This is a genomic window from Streptomyces sp. NPDC038280, assembly GCF_055600045.1.
In genome coordinates this window covers 1,049,022-1,069,464 of record NZ_JBVJYZ010000001.1, presented here as the reverse complement: position 1 = coordinate 1,069,464, position 20,443 = coordinate 1,049,022, and the positions used below count along the sequence as shown (strand labels likewise).

Sequence of the window (20,443 nt, the reverse complement as noted above, 5' to 3'; positions counted from 1 at the left end):
GATAAAGCGTCAATTGTGTAGGGGGTGGCGATCACCCTTTCGTGTGCTTTTCACCAAAGACCTCAAGGGCCACGGAGGGCGCGCCGACAAAGGATGCGTGAGTACCCTTGCGCACACCATGATGACCGCCGCCCGCCCCGCCGACTCCGGCCTCGCCGGCCCGGGCGACCTCGACCGATACGCCTACGGGGAGGCTCCCGGAGCCGACCGCGTCGGCCCGCCCGTCTGGGAGGCGGGTGAAAGCGAGTTGGGCCGCGTCGGCCGCCGGGCGGCGGGCAGTCGCGGCCGCGGGCTGCACGGCCAACTCGTCCAGCAGCTCGGCCAAATGATCGTTTCCGGGGACCTGGGCGCCGACCGCCCGCTCGTCCCCGAGGAGATCGGCCAGCGCTTCGAGGTCTCCCGCACGGTGGTCCGCGAATCGCTGCGCGTCCTCGAGGCCAAGGGCCTCGTCAGCGCGCGCCCCAACGTCGGCACGCGGGTCCGGCCCGTCAGTGACTGGAACCTGCTCGACCCCGACATCATCGAATGGCGCGCCTTCGGGCCGCTCCGCGACGACCAGCGGCGGGAGCTGAACGAGCTCCGCTGGATGATCGAGCCCCTGGCCGCGCGGCTCGCGGCCGGGCACGGCCGCGAGGACGTCCAGCAGCGCCTCACCGACATGGTCGAGATCATGGGCCACGCCCTCGCCCAGGGCGACGGGATCACCTTCTCCCGGGCCGACACCGAGTTCCACTCCCTGCTGATCCAGCTCGCGGGCAACCGGATGCTGGAGCACCTCTCCGGCATCGTCGCCGCCGCCCTCCAGGTGTCCGGCTCCCCGATCACCAGCTGTGACCGCCCCGGGGAGGCCTGCCTCGTGCAGCACGGGCGCATCGTCGACGCCCTCGCCGCCGGGGACGCGAACGGCGCGGAGACGGCCATGCGGCAGCTGCTCACCGTCCACCCGGAGGTGGAGCGGGTCGTTCCCGCTCCCCGCGAGCACTGATCCGCGGGTCGCGGTCCGGTGGACGGAGTCCTAGGCATCGCCTGTCGCCGGACCCGGGGAAGCCCGGGGTCCGGCGGCGCGAATCGGGCAGTAAATGCCGTTCTGGCCGATTCATGGCATATGCGGTGTGACTCGGGCCACGTGGATTGGGCGTAACACTCCTCGGAACCGTGCGATGACCTAAGAGGTGATAGCCGAGGAGGGAATACAGCAGCCGTACGCGGCGCTGTGCAGCTCCGAGGTTCAGCCCGCGCCGTCGGCACATTCCCAGCCGACGGTCGTCGGCTCCGGCCCGATCATGGGCGGAGTCGGAAGCCGTTTTCCATCGTTCCGAGAGGTTGTTCGTGTCGGCCAGCACATCCCGTACGCTCCCGCCGGAGATCGCCGAGTCCGAGTCTGTGATGGCGCTCATCGAGCGGGGAAAGGCTGATGGGCAGATCGCCGGCGATGACGTGCGTCGGGCCTTCGAGGCTGACCAGATTCCGCCAACCCAGTGGAAGAATGTTCTGCGCAGCCTCAACCAGATCCTCGAGGAAGAGGGTGTGACGCTGATGGTCAGTGCAGCGGAGTCGCCGAAGCGCGCCCGCAAGAGCGTCGCTGCGAAGAGCCCGGTCAAGCGCACCGCCACCAAGACCGTCACCGCCAAGACGACCGTGACGAAGACCGTCGCGGGCTCCGTGGCGGCTGCGGCGGCAGAGGGTGTGGACGCCCCGGCCGATGAGGCCGGAGCCACCGCCCCCAAGGCGGCAGCCAAGAAGGTCGCGGCCAAGAAGACGACGGCCAAGAAGGCCGCCGCGAAGAAGACGACGGCCAAGAAGACGGCCGCCAAGAAGGACGCCGACGAGGGCGTCGAGGGCGAAGAGCTGCTCGACGAGGTCCAGCCCGGCAAGGGCGAGGACGAGGAAGCCGAGGGCGAGAACAAGGGCTTCGTCCTGTCCGACGAGGACGAGGACGACGCTCCCGCGCAGCAGGTGGCCGTCGCCGGTGCCACCGCCGACCCGGTCAAGGACTACCTGAAGCAGATCGGTAAGGTCCCGCTGCTCAACGCCGAGCAGGAGGTCGAGCTCGCCAAGCGCATCGAGGCCGGACTGTTCGCCGAGGACAAGCTGGCGAACTCCGACAAGCTGGCGCCGAAGCTCAAGCGCGAGCTGGAGATCATCGCCGAGGACGGCCGCCGCGCCAAGAACCACCTGCTGGAGGCCAACCTCCGCCTCGTGGTCTCGCTGGCCAAGCGCTACACCGGCCGCGGCATGCTCTTCCTGGACCTGATCCAGGAGGGCAACCTGGGTCTGATCCGTGCGGTCGAGAAGTTCGACTACACCAAGGGCTACAAGTTCTCCACGTACGCCACCTGGTGGATCCGTCAGGCGATCACCCGCGCCATGGCCGACCAGGCCCGCACCATCCGTATCCCGGTGCACATGGTCGAGGTCATCAACAAGCTCGCGCGCGTGCAGCGCCAGATGCTCCAGGACCTGGGCCGCGAGCCCACCCCGGAGGAGCTGGCCAAGGAGCTCGACATGACCCCTGAGAAGGTCATCGAGGTCCAGAAGTACGGCCGTGAGCCGATCTCGCTGCACACCCCTCTGGGTGAGGACGGCGACAGCGAGTTCGGTGACCTCATCGAAGACTCCGAGGCGGTCGTCCCGGCCGACGCGGTGAGCTTCACCCTCCTCCAGGAGCAGCTGCACTCGGTCCTGGACACGCTCTCCGAGCGTGAGGCGGGCGTGGTCTCCATGCGCTTCGGCCTCACCGACGGTCAGCCCAAGACCCTGGACGAGATCGGCAAGGTCTACGGCGTGACGCGTGAGCGCATCCGTCAGATCGAGTCCAAGACGATGTCGAAGCTGCGCCACCCCTCGCGTTCGCAGGTGCTGCGCGATTACCTCGACTAGGAACTGACCGCGATCAAAGCCCCGACCTGCACTCATGTGCAGATCGGGGCCTTTTTCGTAGGAGCGCAGCGCTCCTGGCCCAGATATCTCGCGCCGCAGAGACATATGCTTGCGGCATGGGGGCAAATCTGGATATAGCGTCACTTCTCGACTCTTGGCTTCTTCATCTCTCCGCTGAGCGGAAGAGCGCGCAGACGCGCAAGACCTATGGCGACGGAGTCCGCGCGTTCCTGCGATGGTGCGGGGAGGCGGATCGCCCTCCGGTCCTCGACCGGCCGACCGTGAACGCCTTCGTCTCGGCCTTGCTGGACGGTGGTGCAGAGGCGTCCACGGCGCGGTCGCGGCAGCTGGCCGTGCGCCGTTTCTCTGCATGGCTTGCCGAGGAGGGCGAGATCGATGTCGATCAGCTCGTGAGTCTCAAGCCGCCGAAGCTTGATCACAAGGTCGTGGAGGAGCTCGACGATGACCAGTGCCGGCTGCTGATCAAGGCGTGCGCTGGGCGGGATTTCCGTGACCGTCGCGACGAGGCCATCGTCCGACGGATGATCGAGACTGGTGCGCGGGCGGGTGAGATCGTGGCCATGGAGATCAGGGATGTGGATCTCAAGGCGGGCATGGCGGTCGTCAAGCGTGGCAAGGGTGGCAAGAGCCGCACTGTGCCCTTCGGCGCGCAGACCGGCCGTGCTATCGACCGCTACCAGCGGGCCCGCCGGACGCACCGGCTGGCCGGGACGCCCACCCTGTGGCTGGGGGACAGGAGCAAGGGCTTCACCTATCAGGCGTTGTACAGCGCGCTGAAGGTGCGCGCCGAGGCGGCCGGGATTCCGGACTTCCATCCGCACGTACTCCGTCACACCGCTGCCGGGCGGTGGCTGGCGGCCGGGGGGTCGGAAGGTGGTCTCATGGCAGTCGCGGGGTGGAGTCGCCGCGACATGATCGACCGCTACACGAAGTCGACGTCAGAGCGCAGGGCTGCGGCGGAGGCGCGTCGGCTCGGTCTGGGCGATTTCTGACGAAATCGACCTTGACAAGCGTTGTACTCCTATCGCACCCTCGGTGGTGCCGTGCGGGAACCCGTAAGACGCAGGCAGGACTAATTGAGCCCGACCCATCCAGGCGCCGGGCAGCTCCTTAGGAGAGTCCTGTCTTGACTCCGGAACAGCGCCGCCTGCGAGCCCAGATCGCCGCCCACTCTATGTGGGCTAAGGTCGATGATCCTTCCGCACACACCGCACTCGCCCGCTCTGCCTTCCTCTTCCGCTTTGAAGAACGCGCACGCCGAGCTGAGCACGCGCGCCGGGCGTACTTCAAGCACCTCGCTCTGGCGTCCTCGCGCGCCCGTGCCGCCAAGGCTGCCGCCCGCCGGGCCACCGGGCCCCGAGGCGGTTGCGATGCCGAATGACGAGAACCCTCGGCACTCGGACGCCGGGGGCCCCCAGAGCTACGACATCAGCGTCGTGATCTTCATCGGGCAGCGGGCCCTGGTCGTGCAGCCGGCCATCCCCGACTCCGCCCCCGCCATGCTCAAGAACGGACTTGCTGTCCGCCGTGCCGCCAACCTGCATGGGCAGTGTCCTGACTGCGGTGCCCAGCTCCAGATGCCGAGTCGCGGGCAGCGCCGAGCTCTGAACCGGGCCGGCGAGGCGGTGCAGGCGATCTTTTGCCACGAGGAGTGGTGCGGATGCCTGACCGACGATGAGGGTGGTGCCGTGTGAGCCTCTTCAGTCAGCCCGCCGGCGACGCAGTGTTCCCCCAGGTCGAGACTCCGCAGCCGGAGTCGACTCAGTTTCCGTGGGATGCCGTCGGGTGGAACGCCGGAGCGTGGTTCGCCGCTGCCGACGGCCTTGCCTACGCTTCCGCCGAGGAACGAGAGTCGAAGTACACCTGCTGGTTCGGTCCGTCTTCCGACAGCAACTGGGTCCGCCGGGCGTTCACGAAGGTCGTCCTGGCCGAGATGGGGCGCCTCAAGGCAGACCAAGATGTGCAGCAGGCGAAGTTCGACGACCTGGAACGGATGAAGGCCACCGCCCGCGAGAGGATCAAGCGCGAGAAGGCCGAACGTCGGATCACCGGCGAGCTGTCCCCGGCTGCCGAGGTGTTCCTGGAGACGCTGAGGACCAGCGTGATGAGCGCCGATGACCTGGATGCCATGAAGGACCCCGACCCGATCGTGCCGGGGTGGCTTTATGGCGACTCCCTGAACTGGATCGCGGGCCCCTCGGGCACCTTCAAGTCGTTCATTGCGCACGACCTTGCCGCGCGGTACGGGAAGTCTGAGGCGACCTACCACGGTATCCCCATGGCCCACGGCAAGGCGCTGTACATCGCAGCCGAGGGTGCGTCCATGTTTAAGCATCGGAAGAACGCCTGGCAGAACTTCAACGGCCGGGTCGAGAACGTCTTCTACCGCCCGGCCCCGATCCAGCTCGCCGACTTCGAGGAGCAGATGCCCGCGCTGATCGCGTACGCCAAGGCGGAGCGCTTTGGCATGGTCATCTTCGATACCCAGGCAATGTGTACCGTCGGTCAGGACGAGAACACCGCCGAAGGCATGGGCGTCATCATCAACGCCGGCCATAGCCTCCGTGAGGCTACCGGCGGGTGCGTGATCCTCGTCCACCATTTCGACAAGAAGGGTAATGGCATGCGCGGTTCCGGGGCGCAATACGCTGCCGCCAACACCGTTGTCGTCACACGGCGGGTCAACGACGAGATGACGGTCAAGCTGTCCACGAAGAAGACCGACGGCGGCAAGTCGAAGGACGACGAGGGTCGCGACGACATCACCCTTCGGCTGGACAAGTGGGAGCCCGAGGATGGGGGCCGTGGGTCGCTGTGCCCGAACAGGGAGATCACCGACGACTGGACCCGCAATGTCACGGAGAACCTTCCTCAGGTCGACCGTGAGCGCATGGGCAGGCTGGAGATCATGGAAGAGTTCGCCCATGACGGCGGTGCGCTGGTGGGTGACCTGCGGGACGTGATGAACCAGCTGAACCCCAAGGAGGGCGTCGCCTGGAAGTCGAACGATGCCCGGTCGCACGTTGGTGCCCTCACCCGGAAGGGCTGCGCCGAGAAGAAGGGCGCGCGCTACGTCATCACTGAGACTGGCCGCAAGGTGCTCATTCGCTGGCGTGAGGAGCATCCTGCGGCGGAACCGCCGGGTGCTTTCCGAGGATAGGCCTGAGCCGCGCACAGCCCCACGCAGTCTGGCATCGTCCATCACCATCGTCGGTCATCACCATCCCCCTATTGCATAGGGGGGAGGATCGATGGTGAAGTGGTGACGGCGACGGTGCCCTCGGTGGTGTGAATGATGAAGTGCCTGGTCAGAACCTTGATCGGATGATGACGGCGATAGTGATGCCTGATGACGGCCATGGTGACTGCACCCTCTTCAGCACCCCCACGATGGTGACGATTTCGGTCGACCCCACCACCGATGCCACCGTCTGGGCGTCACCAGCAGCAGGTCGGACGGGTGGTTCGTCTGCCGCTGGGTGGCTGTGGTCAGCGTCGGCCGGAAAAGTGAATGTCACGTAGGTGCAGCACCAACACTCACGGCGACGTGCGGATTATTGGAGAAGCGCTGCTGGATATGACCGTGAACTGCTTCGGGTATCTGTCTGTATGCGACTAGACTCGCCTGAGCGTCTTGGCGTCGTTCTGGATCGGCCTCAGTCTGACCAGCATGTGCAGCGCACCACCGAAGCATGCCATCGGCAACAACGGTCAGCGCGTGACCCACGGCCCTGGCTCACTCGACTGACGTCGATGACACGCGAAGACGTGGTGCGACATCTCGAAGTTTGCACTCACTCTGAATATCTCTTGGTCAACGGAGAGTAGCCGTCCCAGGTTGAACAACGCCCGACTGTCAGCATCTGAGGGCAGAGCGCACGCATCGATTTCGGCCTGCACGAGAGTATCTGCCCGGTGCTCAGAAGCTACACCCGTATGCCCTCGACCGTGCCGCGTGCCTGAGCTCATCGCTGGCGTACGCGCAGACAACGCCCAGCGCCACGCCAACCAGGCCAGCCCCGGCGCCGACGACCGTCTCCCCCTCCTCGTCCCATGGAGAAGCAGTGTGGCAGAACCCTCATAGCGCTGACCACCAATCAGCCGGAGCCAGGAGCAGCAGGAACGCTCAGGCCGAGGCCACACGCCGCAGCGGAGGCGCGCCTGCCTACTTGGGCGGAGGGCCACTCCGGCAAAGACGGCCGCAGCGACCACTTGCCTGCCCTCTTCGCCGCCAGCACACGCAGCGATGAACTGCCTGAAGGTGGGGGGTGGGGTCACGACGTACCTCCAGGCCAGCGGTCGACCCCAACCCGTCGACCGTTTCTCTCCCCGAGTGAAATTCTCACAGAGCGCAGGCTGAGCACATCCGGAAAGCCGACCAGGCCGATCGCACTGCGTCCAGCAGCGACCCCACAGGCCTTGCCCATCGTCGGGGCTGGACGCCTCACCGCCCCGCCACGCCGCGGCGGCCCACATCCAGGGGCGCAAAACGGCATCCTCGTGACGGCGGCACGGCTCTACGCCGAGGCGGCCCGGAAGGCACCCAGCATCGCCGAGCACGGTTACCTGACGCACCAGGCCGCCCTGCTCAACACCGCCGGCGTCGCTGAGGGATCATTGACCAGGGCCTGTGCGGCCGCTTGCTGCGCCTCACGTCCGCAGTTGCTGAGGTTCCGGCCTATCCGCCAGGTCCCGGTCCGTGGCCTTGATCACCGCGTCGAACAGCCAGAGCAGCCGATACGACCGAGCTACCCCAAGTAGAAGCGCTGCCTCCACCATCCAGTGGATGCCGCCGGGATCAGCCTCCGTGGTGTCCAAGGCTGTGGCCAATATGCAGACACCTGAGATCAAGAGTGTCGCCGAAAGAATGCTGACCCAGTTCCGCCGGAATTGGGATGCCAAAGGCGCAGCAGTGCGCAGCGTCCGCATACGCCTTCCCGTAGCAGCTGCGTACTGCGAGATTGCAGCTGTAACGAAGCTGCCGACCAAGGCTACGACGGTGGCGCCCGTCGTGTATATCTCCAAACGCTGTTCACGGTCGGGTGAACCGAAGATGTCGCCACGTCCGGTCAGTGTGACCAGCAGACCATGAGCACCGAGGATGAGCGCGGTGAGCACCCAGTCCGTTGCTGGCCGTGATCGCCATCGCTGCAGCGAACTACGTGTTGCCTCCACCAGACTCGGCATTGCATCCCCTCCCCCGTACCGCCGCTGCCAGGGCTTTCGCCCCAGCTGCCTTCCAGGCTAGAGGTCGGCACTGACAGCGGCACGCAGTACTCGTTCGTGCTCGTGGGAGACCCGCTCCAGCTTGTTCAGGGCCACTTGGAGGTCGATTGCGTGGCCGTTGCTGGAGGAGAACGGCACGACACATTTCGCGGTGATGCGCTCGCTCACGAAGTCGATCTTCTCGTCATCGGCCTCGCTGTGCCACGCCTCCATGCGGGCGCGGGCGCCGGCGGCGTCGACGATGTCGGAGTTGTCCAGCCAGTCCTCGATATCGTTGGCGAACACCCGGGTGGAGTCGAGGAGCCGGTTGTGGCCGCGGGCGCGGCGGCGCGGAGTGAGAGTGCGGGACTTCTTCGGTACTTCCAGGGTCAAGGTGATCACCATATCCGGGTTGTCCTCGTGTAGGCGGCTGAGGGCGGTGCCGAGGTCGGAGCTGGCGCGCAGGGCGGTGGGGCTGTCGTAGGGCTCAGGGGCGATCCGTACATTTAGCCTCTCGATAGCCACGGCGTGCTGGAGCTTCTCCCGGGAGTGGGCGTTGACCACCGGTCGCAGCTCGAGGTTGCGCACATCGGGGGCTGCACGCACCTCCTCGAGCCAGCGCCTGATGGCTTGGGCTCGGGGGGCGGAGATGCCGCCGGCCATGGTGGCGATGACGTTGCCGAAGGGGAGGAAGTAGACGGTGGTGACGTCCACCAGTTCCTTGTCAGCGGCGAGTTGGAGGTGGCTGAGGGTGCCGTCGACGTGGTCGATGAGCTGTGGCACGTCCTGGCGGCCCTTGGCGAGGAGCAGGTGCGGGGCGGTCTGGTGGGGGTCGACGGCGCCGATCAGGATGTCGTCGCCCGAGCGTGCAGTGCGCTGCGGGGGCGGCTGGCTGCACAGCGCGCGGATCCGCTGAGCCCAGTCGCGGTGCGGGAGGCGGGAGTGCGCCGGGGCATCTGCGTCGGCAATCTCGTAGAAGTGGACGATTCTGTCTCGGTTGCGCGCGGCCATGCCTGAACTCCCCCGTACGGTCTCGAATGCCATCGGTCGACTAGCGTACAGAGAACACAAGTGGGTGCCGAAACGATCAGGCCGGGCCGGGTGAGTGCCGCCCCGGCCCGGCCCGTCGGCCTTACTCCTCCTCGAAGTGAGCTTGCAGTTTCAGGGTGTTGGCATTCTCGGTGAGGGTGCGCACCTTGTCCGCAGGGAAGCCGCCCGGCGCGGTCGCCTGGATCTCGACCGTGATCTCGACGTCGGCGCCGACGGCTTCGAGATGCTGGAGGATCTCGAAGGCGTACTTGGTGGCCTGCTTGCTGTACTGCTCGGTGTCAAGGCGGGCGTGGGCGTAGAAGCGGGTCGGGACCCGGGGCAGCGGGGCCAGGGCGGGAGCCGGGGCACTTGACGTGGGACGTGTCGGCGTCCCACCGCCGGCGCCCTGGCCGGTGTGGTTGTCGTCGGTCTCGTGTGGATCGGCCGGTTCCGGTCGTCGGGCGGCGGCCGCGGCGATGTCGGCCGTCTCCTGAGCGAGGGCAATGTCGGCCCGCACGAGGAGGGTGCCGTCTGTGGTCTGTCCGAACGAGACTCCCCGGCAGGGCAGGACAAGGCCCTGGTAGCGGCCGGTGGCGGGGTCGTGGCCGGTGGCGAGGGCGAAGCCGTCATTCTCCCAGGTGATGTGGTTCAGGACGTCCTCGATGCCCTGGTCGAGGACGCTGCGGTCGCGCAGCCGGTTCATGTAGGGGTACTTGGTGTGCAGCTCCCACAGGCGGCCGACGGAGATGTGGCCGTCGCGGTTCCAGTCCTGGGCCAGCGCGTCCGTGATGCGCTGGTGGAGGACGGCGGGGGCCTGCTGGAGGTAGAGCATGCCCTCGCGCTTGAGGCGATCGCCGACGTGGGGGGCGGCGTCGTCGATGGTGGACAGGTCGACCTTGATGTCGACCCACTCGATCTTGGCTCCGGGTGTCTGCTCGGGGATGAGGATCCACCTGTAGGCCTTGGCGAGGCGGAGGCCCACCGTTTCGTCGGCCCTCTCCATACGGGTCCTGGCCTGCGTCTTCTGGCTGTCCGTCAGGTCGAGCTGGACGTGCCGCTGGAGGACCTCCTTCCAGCCCAGGTACTCACGGACGGCCTCGGCGACCTCCTCGATCTCCTTGCGGTCGGGTGCGAGGAAGACGAGTGCGTTGCGGTGCTGACGGGTCCCCGAGCGGTACTGGTCGAGGGCCTCCTGCGCAAAGTGCAGGGCGTCGGTGTCGGGCACTCCCTTGGCGCTGCGGTGGGTGAAGCGGGGGTGCAGCAGGACCAGGCGGGCGGTGTCGTTGTCCGCGATCTCACTGGCAGGCAGGGGAGCGACGTGGACGCCGTTGAAGTTGCCCCGCACGCTCTGCAGGGGGCTGAGCCGGCGCACCACGTCCGCCCACACCTTGTCGGGGTCATCGAGGAGCTTCTCGGCCTCGTCCTTGGCGGTGCGGGTGATGTTGGCGTGGGTGTCGTACCAGTGGCGTTCGCCGTCGCCGTAGAGGTAGGTGGAGCGGTCGGCGAGGGCGTTGAGGGCGGTGCGGAAGTTGCCCAGCGGCTCGCCCGGGATGGCCATGCCGAGCCGGATGTGCGCCTCGGACAGGCCCTTGCGGGCGGCGTTCACGCGGGGCGCGGAGCCCATGAAGACGGTACGAGCGACACGGCGGCTCATGCCGCGCTGGCCGAGGACCGTCTTCTCGGCGTCGACGGCGGCCGGGGTGGAGTCAGGCCCGTCGACGTCGGCGTCGATGATCGGCTTCCAGCGGTCCTCCAGGTAGTACGTCAGCTCCTGGTTGACGCGGGTGTCGTGTATCGGCACGTCACCGGGCATGATCATGGGGCTCTGGTTCTGGTCCCGCCACAGGGCGTGGATGACGGTGCTCATCAGCCGCAGCACGCCCCGGGTGCGCTGGAACTTCGGAAGCGTGGACCAATCCTCGTAGAGCCGGGCGAACAGCTCCGGGTGGATCGGGTACGTCGACTTGATCCGCCGCTCGTAGCCCATGGTGTCGCAGCCGGCCGGGAACTCGCGCTTCTCCGTGCCGTAGAACTGCACGTACAGCCGCGCCACCTTGTTGATCTCGGCCTGGACCTCGCTGGTGGGGGTCTGAAAGAGGCGGCGGCGCACGATTTCGAAGGACTCGTCGGAGCTGGCGGGCCGCCACGCGTCGGCCTTGCGGTGGACGACGTTCTGCAGACGCTCCAGCGCGATCCGGTTGTTCTCCCCGCCGATGTCGTACTGGTCGGCGGCGCTGATCTCGCCGGTCGTGGAGGCCGGGATGGACACCAGCAGCTGGGCCCCGTCGACGGAGGCAACGGCCTCGGTCAGGGACTGGGCGAAGGAGAAGTGCGTCTCGAAGGAGCCGGCGGTCAGGCCGTCGTTGCCGAGCAGCGGGCCCGCGTACTGCACCCATTCGTCGATGAGGATGACACAGGGTGCGTAGGCGGCGATCAGGTCCTGGAGCAGGGCAGTGCCGGGGCTGGTGCTGGTGCGGTCCGCCTCGGCGATGATGTCGTACGCCTGCCTACCGCCGAGTCCCCAGGCGAGCTGGCCCCACATGGTGTTGACCGTGGTGCCGTCGGGCTTGACATCGGCCTGTCCGATGCCCAGTTCGTTGCCGACCAGCACAGCTCGGTGCACCGGACCGCCGGGCAGTCCGCCGCCGGGTGCGGCGGCGATCAGCTCCTGCAGGTCCTGAGGAAGCCGACTCATCTTCAGGCCCGGCGCGTACAGGTGGTACAGCGCCATCATCGAGTGGGTCTTACCGCCGCCGAAGTTGGTCTGGAGGTTGATGACGGGCGAAGCGTTCGAGTCGCCGCTGATCCGGCGCAGCGACTTGGTGAGCAGTTCTTCGAGGCCCTCGGTGAGATACGTCCGCTGGAAGAACTCCTCCGGCTCGGTGTACTCGGCGGCACCCTCACCGCGCGCCACCCGCCACAGGTCGGCGGCGAACTCGGAGGCGTTGAAGTCACCGCGTGCCACGTCCGGGTGCGGGGTGAGTACCTCGCGCCAGGGCCTCAGCCCCTCGGCGGCCACGCTCGGCACGGCACGCGCACGGCGGGCCGCCTTTTTGGTCTCTTCCTCGGTCACCTGGCGTTGCAGCATCTGCCGGGACTGCCGGATCTCGTCGACGAGCTTGGCATCCGCATGCACGGCCTGCAGCAACCGTTCCCCCGTGTCCAGCGCACGCAGGGTGTCGTCGGCAGAGAACGACGCGCTGTGCGCCCATCGGTTGCGTACGTCGTTCAGCTCGCTGGCGAAGCCGCGGGCGCTGCCCGGCAGCAGATGCCGGAAGTAGGTGCTCCAGTACCGCTGAAGAAGATTCAGCAGAAACTGCGGATCCTGCTTTCCGATCTGCTTGCCCTGGCTCCTGGCATCGCTCTCCGCGTCCTCGAACCAGGTATCGCCCTGCCGCTTGACCATCTCCCGTTCTATGAAGGGCAGCAGCCCCTCCGCGAGAGTCTCGATCATGCGCTGGACGCGGTCTCGGTTGCTCACCGCCATGGTGCGGGTGTCCTGCCTTTCCGGCCGTGGAATGTCGTGCGGGCGTTCAGAAGAGAGGCTGGTGCGTGGGCTTGCTCGGTCCGCGCTTCTCGGCAGCGCGGGCCTCTGTCTGAAGGTCGGACCAGGCACTGGCCAGGTTGTTGAACCGCTGTCCGCTCTCCGACCACCGGCGCCGGTCGCAGATGCTGTACAGAAGATGGGCCAGGTCGCGGATGGTGTCCTCGTCGAACTCCCCGCGCCGCCGAATCCCGGCGAGCAGCTCACCGGCCGGCCCCAGACCGGACCCGGAGCCCTTGCCCTCCAGCAGTCGGGACAGATGCATGGCCGCCTCCCATACGGAGATCCGTGCGTCGGTCTCCGGGTCGTACGACTCCGGCAGGTCTGCCGGGGCAAGGAGCCACACCTTGCTGTCCCCAGAATTGGTGATGTGGGCATCCTGGAGCCCCTTCACCGACACGTTGTACGCCTTCGCCAGGGTCTCGGCGTCCCCGAAGGCGCCCTTCCCCCACTGGAACTGCTCGAACCAGCGGATCGCCCATCGGGTGTCCTGGTCGAACTCACCCTCCTGCTCGTTGAGTACGTCGGCCAGCACGTCGTTGATGAGCCCGAGAGCGGTGCGTACGCGCATCGATGAGCCGTCGGGCTCGGTGACTTTCGCGTACCGGGAGAAGACGGCGATACCCGGGCCGATCGCAGACTGAGGGAGGTCGACCGGGGCCAGGTTGCCCTCCTGCAACTTCCGCAACTTGTCCGGGAGTTCACTGCGCAGGGCGCGGAGGAAACCGCGGCGGTCGGTGGTGCCGGCGGTGATGTGGCGGGGGCGGCAGGCAAGGACCACGGAGGAAGCGAGGGCGTTGGAACCGATGTCGCGGGAACGGCCAGTGCGCTCCGTGCGGACCGGCCAGGTTCCGGTGACCGACCAGCCGGCCTCGATCAGGCCGCTCAGCAGCGTCTCCCAACCGGTCGACGCGGTGCCATCGACGGCATCGGTCTCCGACTGCTTAAACGCGTAGTACACGGCAAGCGGGTAGTCCGGGTGATGCCCCGCACGCATATGCGAGAACGTCTCGACGAACCCGCGCTCGAAGTGTCGTTCAGCGGCTTCCCAGTTTCCGTTGTGACGGTAGGGGGTGGCAATGAGCTCGGGCTCCTTGGGGGTAAGGATCGTGCTCATGACCTCGGGGTAGACATCGCGGAGCGATCGGCGGAGCCAGACATAGAAGAAGTCGGCGAGGTCGGCGTAGCCGATGTTGTCGTAGTAAGGGGGGTCGGTGTTGATGACGTAGTTGTCGTACGAGCGGGTGGTGGCATCGGCTTGCGCAGCTTGGCCTTCCCTATCCAGAGCAGGCAGGGCGTCCAGAGTCTTACCGATCGCCGCCAGCATGATCTCCAAAGTGCCCGATGACGGACCGAACACGTTCCCTTCAGCGAAATCCCAAGTCATGGAGAGGGTTTGGCGAGCGAAAGTGCCGCGAAGAATCTCCATCTGAGGATTGCTCGCCCAGGTGGTGGTCGTCGCCGCATAATCTGAAATCCGACTGACGGCAAAGCCGAGATAAGTTGCCACCGCTTTCCCGTACTCGACCGCCTCGCCATCCCCCATACCCGCATCCCGCGCGTCCCGCTCGACCCTCTTACGGGCCTCGCCGACCTGATCACTGAACGTGGTCAAGGCAAGTAGCTGCCGGTTCGTGAACAGGTCAGCGTGCTTACGCATCCCGTATCCCTGCACCCGGAACCCCAGTGCCTGGTCGGGCAGTTCGGACTCCGGCACGTCAGCCGGCTGCCCCACATCCGCCGCCCCCATGTGCTCCGTCGTCGGCGGCAGATACACCCGCCTCCGGTTTCCCTCCGCGACCACGGCCATCATCACCGCGCCCATCCGTCCGGCCACACCCTCGGCCCGAACATACTTCAGAGTGGCTCGGTCACCGCATACCAGGCACTCGGCACCCTTGCCATCTACGGTTCCGTCGCGCGGCTCGCCCTTGGGCCCGCCGATCCTGAACGTCACCCTCCCGCCCTCGGTCTCGGGGACGACGTACGCGGGCCGGTCCTTCTTCTTGCTCAGCCAGAACGACCGCACCAACGGCATCTCCACACCACAGGCTGGGTTGGGACAGGTCACCGTCCGCGCCCACAACCACGCAATGACCGCAGCCTTGCTGCCGTCTTCCAACTTGGCCATCGGGTAGTGGCCGCCAATACGAGCGTGTGCCTGATCCCGCATCCACTTCCCGTACTGACGCACATCCTCAGCAAGCCCGCTCGCCCCGGGCCAGTCGTCGGTGCGCAGCTCGGCGTTCGGGGAGACAGGCTGCCGCCCCGCCCACCGGGGCGGAATCTCAATCAGCGCCTTGTTGATGACGACCGGCACGGGATTCAGGTCGCTGGCGTGCGCCTCGAGGCCGAGCCGATGCGCCTCCAGCGGAATCGTGCCGCCGCCTGCGAAGGGATCGAGTACAGGCGGGACCGAGCCGCCGTTGGACTCGGCGATCTTTTCGCGGACCTTGCGCATGATGCGCTCGTCACGCGTGGCCTCCCACGGGACCATCTCCTCGATGAGGTCGAACAGCTTCTGCCGCGCAGCCTTCTGCTCCTCCTCGCCGGGGTACAGGTCGGGCCGGGCGGACGGGTCGTCGACGAGCTGCGCGAACAGTATCGCGCGGGCCGCGGCCAAGGGACGCCGGGCCCACCACAGGTGGAGCGTGGACGGATGTCCATGGCGGATGGACTTCTCCCGCGCCGACTCCCTGTTGATCGCCTCCAAAGGGAGGGAGACCTCGATGAGCTTCGTGCGGCGGTCCGGGGCCGTCTCTTCCGTTGCACCGCTCACTGCGGGTTTCCTCCCTTGATCCAGGCGTCCTGCCACGACAGCAGGAGACCCTCGGTCTTCAGATCGCCGAAGTCGGTGTCGGCGAAAGCGTCGATGAGGTAGCGAATCTCGTCGTGCTCCGGGCCGTGTGGGCTGACGGAGACCAGGGCGAGACGGTGGTGTTCGCCCCTGTTCTTGGCGACGAGGACCTCGTTACGGCTGACGTAGAAGTGTTCCGCGCCCACCTTGCGGCCCTTGACCTCGATGTGCACGAGGTGACCGTCAAGCGTAAGGGAGCGGATGTCGTAGCCGGGATTATTGTGCGCCATCTCCTCGGGAACGCGGCCCAGGCCGCGCTCGGCACCGAGCACCGCAGCGACGGCTCTGCGATCGGTCTCGTAGCCGTCGGCGGCGTGCAGCGCGTCCAGTACGGCCCTCTCCGCCGGAGTCTCGGCAGGGCCGAGGTTGCGGGCGAGCCAGCCAATGGGCACGACGAGGGCGCAGCCGGCTACGACGGGCGGCCGGGCCTGGAGCGCCTGGTCCTTGTCGAGGGCGGCGAAGCGCTGCTCGCGGCGCCGTTCAAGGTCCTCGGCCCAAGCCCGAGCGGTCTCGGGGCGGTGGCGGACCTTCTTGCCCTCGGCGAGGTCGAGTTCGAGTTTCCCGGCCTGGGCGTACCAGAAGCTGATCTCCTGACGGAGGCGTTGCTCTACCTGGGCCCGAGTGCGGTCGATTACCGGCAGGAGGCGTTCCCGGGTGCGGGCGAGGTGCTGGGGTACCGCCTCCCGCACGGCCCACTCCATCGCGCGGGCGGGGCCGCCGTCGCGCAGCCAGTCCTCCTTGAGTAGGACCGCCGCGGCTTCAGCCTCGCGGGGGGTGGGCGGGCGGTAGTCGAGGTAAGGGGCAGGGCCGGCGTCGTGTGCAGTGCTGTCGGGGTGGAGTTCCACGAAGGCGAAGGAGCGGTCGACCGAGCGGCGGTGACCGTCGACGACGTCCTGGACCAGCGCGGTCAGCAGCCGAGGGCGGGTGCCTGCGTCGGAGGCATCGACGAGGACCGTGCCCCGGGTGAGCAGGTCGCCGTGACGGTGGACCGTTTCCTCCAGTACGGCCTCGAAGAGCGGGTGCCCGGGGGCGATTAGGTCAGCGCGGGCGGCGCCCGGCATGGTGACGCGATCCCGGTCGAAGCAGACCCGCTCGTAGCGCCGCTGCACGACCCCCCCGAGGCCCTGCCCGAAGCGCCCCGCGTCACGCAGGACGGCGGGTATGTGGGTGATCTCGTACCGGCCGCTTTCCCGGGCCCTCAGGTGGCCGCCGAGGCGATCGAAGGCGTCGCGGAAGAAGGCCCGCACATAGTGCGGGTGCAGCCGCTTGGCCTGGGCCTCCTCCATCCGTAGCCGTACCGCCTGGACGTCTTCCAAGCCCATCACATGGGCGTCGAGTGCCAGACCCTTGATCAGGTCGACGGCGCGCTCGCCGACCCGGGCATCGATGACCTGGTCGAGCCTGCTCTTGATCTCGGGCTGGTCGCCATAGCGGATGGCCTGGAGGAGGAGACCGCGCAGCGGTTCGCCCTCGAAAAGTTCGCCCAGAACGTTGTAGACCTTGCCGTCGTACGCCTTCGACTGCTGTTCGATCTTGTCGAGGAGCCGTTGGAAGACCTGGCCCTCGCGGGTGTCGGCGGCGACCAGGTTCCACAGGTGGCATACCTCGGTCTGGCCGATGCGGTGGATGCGGCCGAAGCGCTGCTCGATGCGGTTGGGGTTCCACGGCAGGTCGTAGTTGACCATGAGGTGGGCGCGCTGGAGGTTCAGGCCCTCGCCGGCGGCGTCGGTGGCGATGAGGACGCGGACCTCGGGGTCCTGGTTGAAGGCGTCACGGATGTCGCGGCGATGCGGGCGCGGGGTGCCGCCGTGGATGGAGACGACCGCCTCAGGGCGGCCTATCAGGTTCCTGATACGGCGGCACAGGTAATCCAGGGTGTCGCGGTGCTCGGTAAAGACGATCAGTTTGCGCGGCACGCCCTGCTCGTCCCGCATCAGCGGTTCGTCTTCGAGCAACCCGGACAGCTCCCGCCACTTGCGGTCGTCGCCGGAAGCCAGCACCCGCCCCGCGAGACCCTCCAGCTCGCGCAGCGCGGCGATCTCCAGCTCCAGCTCCTGGAGGGTGCGGGCGGCAGTCGCGGCGTCGACGACCTGCTCCTCCAACTCCTCCAGCTCACCGCCGGTCAGGTCGTCCAGCTCGTCCTCGGCCGGGACGGACGGGACAGGCACGGCATTGGACACGGCCAAGGGCTGACCCGACAGCATCTCCTGGCGCCTGGCCTCCAGCCGCAGCCGCCTGCGTTCCAGGGAACGGTGGATCGCCGCCGGACTCGAGGCGAGACGGCGCTGGAGGATGGTGAGTGCGAAACCGACCTGGTTGCCGCGGCGCCCGTCCAGCCGTTCCGCCCGGTTCATTTCCTGGCGGACGTACTCCGTGACCTGCTCGTACAGCTCCTGCTCAGCGCGCGAGAGGTCATAGGGGACGGTGTAGGCGCGACGCTCGGGGAAGAGCCTGCGGCCGTCGAAGGTGAGCAGGTCCTCCTTGATCATGCGGCGCATCAGCCCGGAGACGTCGTGTCGGTGGATACCCGCCCGGTACCGGCCACTGAAGCGGTCGCTGTCCAGCAGGGTCATGAACAGCTGGAAGTCCTCCTCCTTGCCCGCGTGCGGGGTGGCGGTCATCAGGAGCAGGTGCCGGGTGAGGCGGCCGAGGAGGCGGCCCAGCTCATAACGCTTGGTGGTCTTCAGCTCCGTACCGAAGTAGCTGGCGCTCATCCGGTGTGCCTCGTCGACGACGACCAGGTCCCAGCCGCTCTCCCCGAGCAGCCGCTTCAGATCGTCGGAGCGGGCCAGGCCGTCCATGCGCGCGATGAGCCGCGGATGCCGGTCGAAGACGTTGCCGTCGATCGTCGTGTCGATCAGCTGCCGGGTTAGCAGGGTGAAGTCGAGGCCGAACTTCTCCAGCAGCTCGTCCTGCCACTGCTCGACCAGTCCGCCGGGCGTGACGATCAGGCAGCGCTCCAGGTCGCCACGGAGCGCCAGCTCCTTGATGTAGAGCCCGGCCATGATCGTCTTACCTGCGCCGGGGTCGTCGGCGAGGAGGAAACGCAGTGGTGTGCGTGGCAGCAGCTCGTTGTAGACGGCCTGGATCTGATGAGGCAGCGGGTCGAGAAGGCTTGTGGATACGGCGAGCATGGCGTCGCCGCGCGCCGCCATCCTGATTCGCAGGGCCTCAGATGCCAGCCGGAACAGCCCGGGATCCGCGTCGAAGCCGCCGCCCTGTGCCCCTGGTGTCACTTCAGCCAGCCGGTGTACATCCTCCTCGTAGAGGATCGTCTCCTCCACGGTGCCGTCGGGACGGCGGTACGTCACCTGGGCAGCGGCTGCTCCGAACATCTGCAGCGCGACGATTGCGACGGGCACGTCGGGGGTGATGCCTTCCACCACCGTGCCAGACGTGAGCTCTTCAAGACGGAGGGAGCCTGGTCTAGACATCCTCAAGCCTCCTGCCGACTGAAAACCGCGTGGTCATGCGTATGCAAAATCCAATGATGCCCCAGTTGGAAGCTCCTGAGTGCCGAGATGCAGATGACTTGTTATGACTCGCCTTCTCTGTGGCCCGAGGCCACCAAGCGGGACGCTGAGAGATCCTCTACGTCCCCGGCTTCTCGGCCGAGTAGGCGGCGGCGTCTGCGACAGTAGGTGATCCGATCGCTCCGGGCTGTGATTATTGCGGCGGGACCGTGTCCGCCTTGAACTCCACAGGTCGAGGCCAGCCCAGGAATTTCCAGGCCTACGCTTCCAAACGACCTGCACCTATGCACGCCAAGCGCAGGGCTCACTCAGCCATACTGCGCGAGGGTTTTGGGGGCTGGATCGTCAACTCGGTCTCGCGGCCCCAAGGCAGGGGGAGAGGATCCGCACACGGCACTCCAAGATCAGCGAAGGCGGATTCCAAGGCCCCCAGAACCTCCGCCGGAGCGCTATGTAACCAGTACGGTTCTGGGTTGGTGTGGTGGCTACCTCATGGTGAGATCTCGACGGCACCAATCCACTGTGGCGGAGACCCCCTCTCGAAGCGCCACGGCTACCACCGTCGGGAAAGTCGCTCGCAGGCGGGTGTGGTCGGCCTGCGAGTGGGGAACGTCCCCGAGCCGACCCGGCACGTTCTCCCGCAGGACACGTCGGCCCGTGGCCATCTCGATCTCCGGTATTAGGTCCACCAGGGAGGTTCGGGTACCAAAGGCCAGGTTCACCGGGCGGGGGTCTACGACCCGACGGAGGAGGGCGTCGGTGAGGACGTCGCAGACCGTGCCCACGTAGGTGAAGTCGCGGGTCTGGGTCCCGTCGCCGTGGATGGTCACCGGCTGGCCGGCGAGGGTGGCGCTGATCCACTTCGGGATGACGGCGGCGTAGGCGTGGTCGGCGCGCTGGCCGGGGCCGTAGACGTTGAAGAAGCGGAAGGGGAGGACCGGCAGGTCGAAGCTGTGGTGGTAGGCGCTCAGGTACGCCTCCGTCGCGAGCTTGGTGACCGCGTACGGGCTCATCGGGGCGGAGGCGAGGTCCTCGTGCTTCGGCAGGTGGGGGTTGGCGCCGTAGACGGAGGACGAGGAGGAGGCGATCACGTGCGGGCCGCCGGCACGGCGGGCGCCTTCGAGGACCTGGAGGGTGCCGGTCGCGTTGGCGTGGTGGCTGGCCAGGGGGTCTCGCAGGGAGCGCGGCACGGAGGGGAGCGCGGCCAGGTGGACGACGGCGTCGGCGCCGCAGAACGCCCGGTCGAGGAGGGTGGCGTCCTGGACGTCTCCCTCGAAGAACTCCACGTCGAGGCCGGCGAGGTTCGCCTTGTCTCCGGTGGAAAGGTTGTCGACGACCCGGAGCCTGGAGACGCGGGGTTGCTCGGTCAGGGCGTGGACGAGGTTGCTGCCGATGAATCCGGCGCCGCCGGTGATCACTATCTTCACGGTGGTT

11 protein-coding genes and 1 pseudogene are annotated in these 20,443 nt (G+C 67.2%); 6 read left to right on the top strand and 6 right to left on the bottom strand.

Annotation, left to right across the window (positions count from 1 at the left end):
• The first annotated feature begins 97 nt into the window (after positions 1 to 97).
• From ACZ7J0_RS04705 to ACZ7J0_RS04680, 6 genes and pseudogenes are all read left to right on the top strand, one after another.
• Positions 98 to 985, top strand: a complete 888-nt coding sequence (locus ACZ7J0_RS04705) for a FadR/GntR family transcriptional regulator (protein WP_470883932.1) — start codon at positions 98 to 100, stop codon at positions 983 to 985.
• 344 nt (positions 986 to 1,329) lie between these two features.
• On the top strand, positions 1,330 to 2,880 hold the full coding sequence (locus ACZ7J0_RS04700) for an RNA polymerase sigma factor (RefSeq protein WP_468704576.1): 1,551 nt from the start codon (positions 1,330 to 1,332) through the stop codon (positions 2,878 to 2,880).
• A 116-nt stretch (positions 2,881 to 2,996) separates the two neighbouring features.
• Complete coding sequence (locus tag ACZ7J0_RS04695; protein WP_470883930.1) at positions 2,997 to 3,893, top strand: tyrosine-type recombinase/integrase; 897 nt, start codon at positions 2,997 to 2,999, stop codon at positions 3,891 to 3,893.
• 378 nt (positions 3,894 to 4,271) lie between these two features.
• Positions 4,272 to 4,595, top strand: coding sequence for a hypothetical protein (locus ACZ7J0_RS04690; RefSeq protein ID WP_470883928.1), 324 nt, complete (start codon positions 4,272 to 4,274; stop codon positions 4,593 to 4,595).
• On the top strand, positions 4,592 to 6,061 hold the full coding sequence (locus ACZ7J0_RS04685) for an AAA family ATPase (RefSeq protein ID WP_470883926.1): 1,470 nt from the start codon (positions 4,592 to 4,594) through the stop codon (positions 6,059 to 6,061). The genes ACZ7J0_RS04690 and ACZ7J0_RS04685 overlap by 4 nt, the downstream gene beginning before the upstream one ends.
• A gap of 1,269 nt (positions 6,062 to 7,330) precedes the next feature.
• Positions 7,331 to 7,497: pseudogene (locus ACZ7J0_RS04680) on the top strand (RNA polymerase subunit sigma-24); the annotation flags it as partial.
• Positions 7,498 to 7,551: 54 nt separating this feature from the next.
• Here the strand turns inward: ACZ7J0_RS04680 and ACZ7J0_RS04675 are convergent.
• The 6 genes from ACZ7J0_RS04675 to ACZ7J0_RS04650 all read right to left on the bottom strand — a co-directional run bounded on the left by ACZ7J0_RS04675 (position 7,552) and on the right by ACZ7J0_RS04650 (position 20,436).
• Positions 7,552 to 8,019, bottom strand: coding sequence for a hypothetical protein (locus ACZ7J0_RS04675; protein ID WP_470883925.1), 468 nt, complete (start codon positions 8,017 to 8,019; stop codon positions 7,552 to 7,554).
• Between the two features lie 126 nt (positions 8,020 to 8,145).
• On the bottom strand, positions 8,146 to 9,150 hold the full coding sequence (locus tag ACZ7J0_RS04670) for a hypothetical protein (protein ID WP_470883923.1): 1,005 nt from the start codon (positions 9,148 to 9,150) through the stop codon (positions 8,146 to 8,148).
• Positions 9,151 to 9,238: 88 nt separating this feature from the next.
• Positions 9,239 to 12,622 carry a Swt1 family HEPN domain-containing protein gene (locus ACZ7J0_RS04665; protein ID WP_470883921.1) on the bottom strand — a complete coding sequence of 1,128 codons (3,384 nt, stop codon included), beginning with the start codon at positions 12,620 to 12,622 and terminating at the stop codon, positions 9,239 to 9,241.
• Between the two features lie 46 nt (positions 12,623 to 12,668).
• A complete protein-coding gene (locus tag ACZ7J0_RS04660; RefSeq protein ID WP_470883919.1) occupies positions 12,669 to 15,458 on the bottom strand; it encodes a DUF1156 domain-containing protein in 2,790 nt (929 codons plus the stop codon).
• Complete coding sequence (locus ACZ7J0_RS04655; RefSeq protein ID WP_470883918.1) at positions 15,455 to 18,898, bottom strand: helicase-related protein; 3,444 nt, start codon at positions 18,896 to 18,898, stop codon at positions 15,455 to 15,457. The genes ACZ7J0_RS04660 and ACZ7J0_RS04655 overlap by 4 nt, the downstream gene beginning before the upstream one ends.
• Positions 18,899 to 19,494: 596 nt before the next feature.
• On the bottom strand, positions 19,495 to 20,436 hold the full coding sequence (locus ACZ7J0_RS04650; protein ID WP_470883916.1) for an NAD-dependent epimerase/dehydratase family protein: 942 nt from the start codon (positions 20,434 to 20,436) through the stop codon (positions 19,495 to 19,497).
• Positions 20,437 to 20,443 lie beyond the last annotated feature (7 nt).

Excerpts from the sequence above, each read along its gene's own strand:
- ACZ7J0_RS04695 (WP_470883930.1), top strand. The coding sequence starts at position 2,997 with ATGGGGGCAAATCTGGATATAGCGTCACTTCTCGACTCTTGGCTTCTT.
- ACZ7J0_RS04690 (WP_470883928.1), top strand. The coding sequence starts at position 4,272 with ATGCCGAATGACGAGAACCCTCGGCACTCGGACGCCGGGGGCCCCCAG.
- ACZ7J0_RS04670 (WP_470883923.1), bottom strand. The coding sequence starts at position 9,150 with ATGGCATTCGAGACCGTACGGGGGAGTTCAGGCATGGCCGCGCGCAAC.
- ACZ7J0_RS04665 (WP_470883921.1), bottom strand. The coding sequence starts at position 12,622 with ATGGCGGTGAGCAACCGAGACCGCGTCCAGCGCATGATCGAGACTCTC.